This is a genomic window from Pantoea sp. MBLJ3 (assembly GCF_000816655.1).
Classification (GTDB): Bacteria; Pseudomonadota; Gammaproteobacteria; order Enterobacterales; family Enterobacteriaceae; genus Pantoea; species Pantoea eucalypti.
Genome location: NZ_JSUT01000006.1, coordinates 22,148 through 28,420, shown reverse-complemented (window position 1 = coordinate 28,420; position 6,273 = coordinate 22,148). Strand labels below are relative to the sequence as shown.

9 protein-coding genes are annotated in these 6,273 nt (G+C 52.7%); 3 read left to right on the top strand and 6 right to left on the bottom strand.

All coding sequences use genetic code 11. From position 1 onward, the window contains the following. The first annotated feature begins 335 nt into the window (after positions 1-335). Positions 336-890, top strand: a complete 555-nt coding sequence (locus tag NP77_RS13550; RefSeq protein WP_003852332.1) for a gamma carbonic anhydrase family protein — start codon at positions 336-338, stop codon at positions 888-890. Here NP77_RS13550 and NP77_RS13545 read toward each other — a convergent pair. The 6 genes from NP77_RS13545 to dprA are packed head-to-tail and all read right to left on the bottom strand — an operon-like array spanning position 857 to position 4,651. Next, positions 857-1,114, bottom strand: coding sequence for a DUF1488 domain-containing protein (locus NP77_RS13545; RefSeq protein ID WP_003852334.1), 258 nt, complete (start codon positions 1,112-1,114; stop codon positions 857-859). The two genes, NP77_RS13550 and NP77_RS13545, sit on opposite strands and share 34 nt — an antisense overlap. Then, positions 1,111-1,929 (bottom strand): shikimate dehydrogenase, encoded by an 819-nt coding sequence (gene aroE, locus NP77_RS13540; RefSeq protein ID WP_003852337.1) that lies wholly within the window; start codon positions 1,927-1,929, stop codon positions 1,111-1,113. The genes NP77_RS13545 and aroE overlap by 4 nt, the downstream gene beginning before the upstream one ends. Positions 1,930-1,932: 3 nt before the next feature. Further along, positions 1,933-2,505 (bottom strand): L-threonylcarbamoyladenylate synthase type 1 TsaC, encoded by a 573-nt coding sequence (gene tsaC, locus NP77_RS13535; RefSeq protein ID WP_003852339.1) that lies wholly within the window; start codon positions 2,503-2,505, stop codon positions 1,933-1,935. A 3-nt stretch (positions 2,506-2,508) separates the two neighbouring features. Beyond that, positions 2,509-3,057 carry a topoisomerase DNA-binding C4 zinc finger domain-containing protein gene (locus tag NP77_RS13530; RefSeq protein ID WP_039660537.1) on the bottom strand — a complete coding sequence of 183 codons (549 nt, stop codon included), beginning with the start codon at positions 3,055-3,057 and terminating at the stop codon, positions 2,509-2,511. 24 nt (positions 3,058-3,081) lie between these two features. Continuing rightward, positions 3,082-3,555: a DUF494 family protein Smg gene (smg, locus tag NP77_RS13525; RefSeq protein WP_003852344.1), complete on the bottom strand. Its 474-nt coding sequence runs from the start codon at positions 3,553-3,555 to the stop codon at positions 3,082-3,084. After that, positions 3,527-4,651, bottom strand: coding sequence for a DNA-protecting protein DprA (gene dprA, locus NP77_RS13520; RefSeq protein WP_008927125.1), 1,125 nt, complete (start codon positions 4,649-4,651; stop codon positions 3,527-3,529). The genes smg and dprA overlap by 29 nt, the downstream gene beginning before the upstream one ends. Positions 4,652-4,766: 115 nt before the next feature. On the opposite strand from dprA, the gene def reads away from it, so the two are divergent. Beyond that, positions 4,767-5,279 (top strand): peptide deformylase, encoded by a 513-nt coding sequence (gene def, locus NP77_RS13515; RefSeq protein WP_003852348.1) that lies wholly within the window; start codon positions 4,767-4,769, stop codon positions 5,277-5,279. Between the two features lie 20 nt (positions 5,280-5,299). Then, entirely contained in the window at positions 5,300-6,244 is a 945-nt protein-coding gene (gene fmt, locus NP77_RS13510) for a methionyl-tRNA formyltransferase (RefSeq protein ID WP_039660536.1), read from the top strand. Positions 6,245-6,273 lie beyond the last annotated feature (29 nt).

Sequence of the window (6,273 nt, the reverse complement as noted above, 5' to 3'; positions counted from 1 at the left end):
TTAAAGAGCAGTGCGAACAGTGCGTTAGCGTCCTGTCGCGAGGTGGCGTATATTACGCTTTCCTCCTGCAGAGTCAACCTCTATTTCAGAAGTTTTTCTCCGGCGGCGCAGTCTCCTGTGCCTCTCAACCCGCTTCCCGTTGCCGGTGTTCCGTGTCGATGGAGGCGCATTATAGGGATCCCGTTTCAGAGCACAACCCTTTTTTTGGATCTTTTATCTGAACGGTTATAAATGATCCAGATTGATGAGATCACCAGCGATCCGGGTCAGAATTGGCTTGTCAGCTGTGTAAAATCGCATCAGGCTGCAGTGAAAACAGAACAAAGGAGAACATGATGACTTCCGCCCTACGCCCCTATAAAGATCTTTTCCCGCAAACTGGCCAGCGCGTTATGGTCGATTCAAGCAGTGTTGTCGTCGGTGATGTGATTATGGAGGATGACGTCAGCATCTGGCCGCTTGTTGCGATCAGGGGTGACGTGAATCAGGTCCGGATCGGTGCCCGAACCAATGTGCAGGATGGCAGTGTTCTGCACGTTACGCATAAATCTGCCGCCAATCCGCAAGGCTTCCCTCTTATTATTGGCGAGGAGGTCACGGTCGGCCATAAAGCGATGCTGCACGGCTGTACCATTGGCGATCGCGTGCTGGTCGGAATGGGATCGATTTTGCTTGATGGCGTAATAGTAGAAGATGAGGTGATGATTGGTGCCGGCAGTCTGGTGCCGCCAGGTAAAAGACTGGAGAGTGGCTATCTCTATCTGGGGAGTCCGGTGAAGCAAATCAGGCCGCTTAATGACAGCGAAAAAGAAGGGTTACGCTATTCCGCTAACAACTATGTGGGCTGGAAAGATGATTACCTGGCTGACGCTAACCAGACCCAGCCCTGAGCATCAACGTTATCCTGACGGATAGCCTCTTCCGCCTCATCCTCCAGATCCCAGCGATGGTGCTGAAACAGCGCCATCGCCTCTCCTTCACCAAAACGTGATATCAACGACTCACAGCTGATTGCACAGTTCAGCCGCATGCCGTTGACCAGTACCGGGAAACAGACCGCCTTGAGTTCAGCATCATAGGCTTCATCATCAGGGAACTGTATCGCCTGATTCACGACTGCATGGCCTGCTTAAGCTGAGCAATGACCGGAGCAATGTCTGGCATTACTCCGTGCCATATATAGAAGGCATGAGCAGCCTGCCCCACCAGCATACCCAAACCATCTGCCAGATGATTCGTGCCATGCCCCTGACACCAGCGCAGGAAAGGCGTCAGCCCGCTTTGGTAAAACATGTCATAGCACTGCACGCCGGAATGGATCACGTCAGAAGGTAAAGGAGGCGTTTCTCCATTCACACCGCTTGAAGTGGCATTAACGATCAGATCGAAGTGCTGACCCGTCAGCTGTTCAAAACGACATGCCCGGATAGGCCCATTCTCTCCAAACAGCGTCGCCAGCTCTTCAGCGCGTGCAGCTGTACGATTGACGACGGTCAGTGTCACGCCCGCTGAAAGCAATGGCAGAATGACGCCGCGAGCAGCCCCGCCCGCGCCCACCAGCAATACATTGTCGCCAGCGTTGATCATCTTAAGCCGCTCAAGGTCACTTAACAGGCCAATGCCATCCGTGTTGTCCCCCAGGATCTGACCATCACTGAGTTTTTTCACCGTGTTTACCGCGCCGGACAGGGCTGCACGTTCACTCAGCTGATCGGCAAACTCCCATGCCTGCTGTTTAAAAGGCAACGTCACATTGGCACCACGACCTCCCTGTTCAAAAAAGGCAGAGAGCGCCTGGGGAAAACCATCAATCGGGGCGCAGATGCGACCATAGCGATGTTCAATACCCGTCTGCTCAGCGAAAGCCTGATGGATCAGCGGAGATTTACTGTGGCTGATGGGATTACCGAAAACGGCGAATTGATCCATGAATTAACCCTGACGTATAAGTTCGCCGCTAATCACATCGCGGATTTCAGAGGGATTAAGGCGGCCACCGGTTTTTCCCGACAGAACCGGGAAGTGCTCACCAAACTGTTGCTTCACTTCTTCCGCCGTGCGGCAGGGAGGCAGACCCGACAGATTTGCGCTGGTTGAAACCAGCGGTTTACCAAATGCGCGGCAAAGCGCCTGCACATCGGGATGGTCACTGACGCGAATGGCCAGCGAATCAAACTGTCCGGTCAGCCAGCGAGGGGTTTGTGGTGGAACGGGGACGACAAAGGTCACAGGACCGGGCCAGCATGCAAACATCCGCTCACGCTGCATCACCGAAAGTTCGCGTGCGGAGATATAAGGTTCAAGCTGGGTGTAATCAGCGGCAATCAGGATAAGTCCCTTTTCTACCGGACGCTGTTTCAGCGCCAGCAAGGCCATGACGGCAGATTCACTGTCAGGGTCACAGCCCAGACCAAATACAGCTTCAGTTGGATAGGCGATGACCGCCTGACGATTCAGATGCGCTAAGCAATTTTCAAATGAATCGGCGAGGTGTTGATTTTCCATGATCTATGAATTCTCTTCAGCGGTGGCTTTGCCACAACTCTTACTGGCACAGAATCGTTTAATGCCCTGCGCCGTCTTTTTTTCAACTAACAGTGGATACTCACAATAAGGACAGATTCCGGCAACGGGTGTCAGATTCACAACAAAGTGGCAGGCGGGATAGCGATCGCAGGAGTGAAACGTTTTGCCGTAACGGGAACGCCGCTGAACTAACCGGCCTTCATGGCACTGAGGACAGGCCAGCGAGGTTTCATCCGGTTTATCGATGGTTTCGGTGTATCCGCATTCCGGATAGCAGCTGCAGCCGATAAACATGCCAAAACGTCCCTGCCGCAGCACTTTATCCGCACCACATTCTGGACAAGCGTGGCCTTCCAGCACTTTGACCACGTGGCCATCGGCCTGACCTTTTAAAGGTCGAATGTAGTCGCAAGCCGGGTAGTTCGCGCAGCCCAGAAAAGGACCATGTTTACCGGAGCGAATAACCAGTTCTGCCCCGCAAGCGGGGCAGGGATCCTGTTTACGCACGGTGAAGAGTGCAGCTTTACTCATAGCGATCAATGCATGAAAGGAAATTTAATGCAGCATACCTTCATTGACGTCGAATAGCAGTTCTTCCATCTGCTGATAGGCATTTTCACATCCCGGGATGTTGAACAACACCATCAGCACCACCCATTTGAGATCCTCCAGGTCAAACTCAGAGGTATCCAGCGCCATGATACGTTCGATGACCATTTCACGGGTTTCCAGGTTCAGCACCTGAATCTGCTCCAGGAACAGCAGAAAACCACGGCTATCAGCATCTAAACGCTTGCTCTCTTCGTCGGTATAGATACGCATGGAGAGCGGATCACTTGTCAGTAAAACTGGCTCAACCAGCCCTTCCTGATAATCAGCCAGTCTTTCCAGCCAGTTCAGCGCACTGTAAACATCTTCACGATGGAACCCGGCATCCGTCAGGTCGTCTGTCAATCTGTCCTGATCAACACCCATTTCTGCTTCGTTGTGGATATATGTCTCAAACAAATACATCAGTACGTCGAACATGGCATGCCCTCCTCAATCGGACATAGCCGCCGGGTACAGCTGCGATCCATCCTGCTAACTCCAGTTCCAGCAACTGAGCTGAGATAACTGGCACAGATTGGCCGGCACGTTCAGCGACAACGTCAACAGGTGTAACATCATCACCTACGTTAGCCAACACATCAGCAAATGGCAATGGAGCATCGTCACTCACCTCAGAATAAATTTCGTCGGCCTGTGTCGCTGGCAGCCAGTTCAGCGCACCAGCCAGATCTTCCACGATGTTATTGGGGTGGGCCACCAGCAGCGCACCCTGCTGAATCAGCCAGTTAACGCCTTCACTTAATGGATTGCCGATCGCGCCAGGTAAGGCATAGACATTGCGATTCTGCTCCAGCGCATAGCGGGCCGTCACCAGCGAACCACTCTTCAGCGAGGCTTCTACCACCAGCACCCCATGACTCAGACCGCTGATGATACGATTACGGCGTGGAAAATTCGCCGGATGCGGCAGGGTCGCCAGCGGAAATTCAGAAATCACAGCACCACCCTGCTCAACAATCTCTGCGGCAAGGTCGGCATGATTTTTAGGATAGAGATTTTGTAACCCACTGCCCAGCACAGCCACCGTTTTGCCCTTCACGTTGAGTGCTGCCTTATGTGCAACACCATCAATACCCCGGGCCAGTCCGCTGGTAATGGTCAGACCGCTGAGGCTTAAGTGCTGAGTAAACCAGTCGCACCAGTAACGGCCATTATGTGAACAGTTTCGACTCCCCACCACCGCTAACTGAGGAGTACTTATCACAGCAGGATCGCCATGAATATAGAGCAGTGGCGGAAAGCGGCTCGTTTCTTTGAGACGGGCTGGATAGGCCGCGTCCAGCGCAGTAATCAGATGATGAGCCGGACTCTGTGCCAGCCAGTCATACAATTCTGGAAGTTTTTTTGCACTGAAATCATAATATTGCTGGCGCTGACTGGCATCTAACCCTAATCGGATAAGCTGCTCCTTATCTGCTACCTGGCCACCTGTCTGCTGTGCGACGTCAATCCAGCGTTTCCCTGTCATTCCAGTGACGGCTGCCAGCCGCACATACTGCGCTATTTTGTCCATCTCAGACTCCCTGATCGCCCTTGCTTCCTGCTGCACAATGCTGTCAATCAGGCCTCGAAAAGTCTACAATATGAGGTAGTAATCTTTTCTTAACCGAATACAGATCTGGATATTTATGTCAGTTTTGCAGGTATTACATTTCCCTGACGAGCGTCTTCGCAAAGTCGCTGCGCCCGTTAAAGAAGTTAACGCAGACATTCAGCGTATCGTTGATGATATGTTCGAGACGATGTATGCCGAAGAAGGTATCGGTCTTGCCGCTACGCAGGTCGATATTCATCAGCGCATTATCGTGATTGATGTCTCTGAAAGTCGTGAAGAGCGTTTAGTTCTGATCAACCCTGAGCTGCTGGAAAAAAGCGGCGAAACCGGTATTGAAGAGGGTTGCCTCTCAATTCCGGAACAGCGCGCATTTGTTCCACGTGCCGAGCGGGTTAAAGTCCGTGCACTTGATCGTGACGGTAACAGTTTCGAGCTGGAAGCCAGCGAGTTACTGGCCATCTGTATCCAGCATGAGATCGATCATCTGGAAGGCAAACTGTTTATCGATTATCTGTCGCCTCTGAAGCGGCAACGAATCAAAACTAAGTTAGAGAAACTGGCGCGTCAGAACGCCCAGGCTTCCTGAGAACTTAAGAAGGGATACACGTGTCTGCCCCGCTAAAAATCATCTTTGCCGGCACACCTGACTTTGCAGCGCGTCATCTTGACGCGCTGCTTGCTTCTGAACATCAGGTTATCGGTGTATTCACCCAACCCGACCGCCCGGCGGGTCGCGGTAACAAATTAACCCCAGGCCCGGTCAAAACGCTGGCGATGGCACATGACATTCCTGTGTATCAGCCTAAGTCACTGCGACCGGAAGAGAATCAGCAGCTGGTTGCTGACCTTAAGGCTGATGTGATGGTTGTTGTGGCCTACGGATTAATTCTGCCAAAGGCCGTGCTTGATATGCCACGTCTGGGCTGCATCAACGTTCATGGTTCACTGCTGCCACGCTGGCGTGGAGCCGCACCGATTCAACGTGCGCTCTGGGCTGGCGACAGCGAAACCGGCGTGACCATCATGCAGATGGATGTGGGGCTGGACACCGGCGATATGCTGCACAAGCTTGCCTGTCCGATTACTGCCCAGGATACCAGTGCAACGCTATACGATAAGCTGGCTGAACTTGGACCACAGGGACTGCTGGATACGCTGACCTTACTGAGCACTCAGCAGGCTACACCTGAAAAACAGGATGAAGCGCTGGCCAACTATGCTGAGAAGCTCAGTAAAGAGGAAGCTCGTCTTGACTGGACACTCTCAGCAGAACAGCTTGAACGTTGTATTCGCGCGTTTAACCCGTGGCCGATGAGCTTTTTCACCATTGATGATCAACCGGTGAAAGTCTGGCAGGCAAGCGTTCTGCCTCACAGCGATCGTTCGCCGGGTGAAATTATTCATGCGGATAAACGTGGCATCCAGGTGGCGACCGCTCAGGGTGTACTGAATCTACTGCAGTTGCAGCCCGCCGGTAAAAAACCGATGTCGGCTCAGGATCTTCTCAACTCGCGCCGGGAATGGTTTGAACTTGGAACCCTTCTGGACTGACTCTCAGGCCCGGTCACTCACCGGGCCTT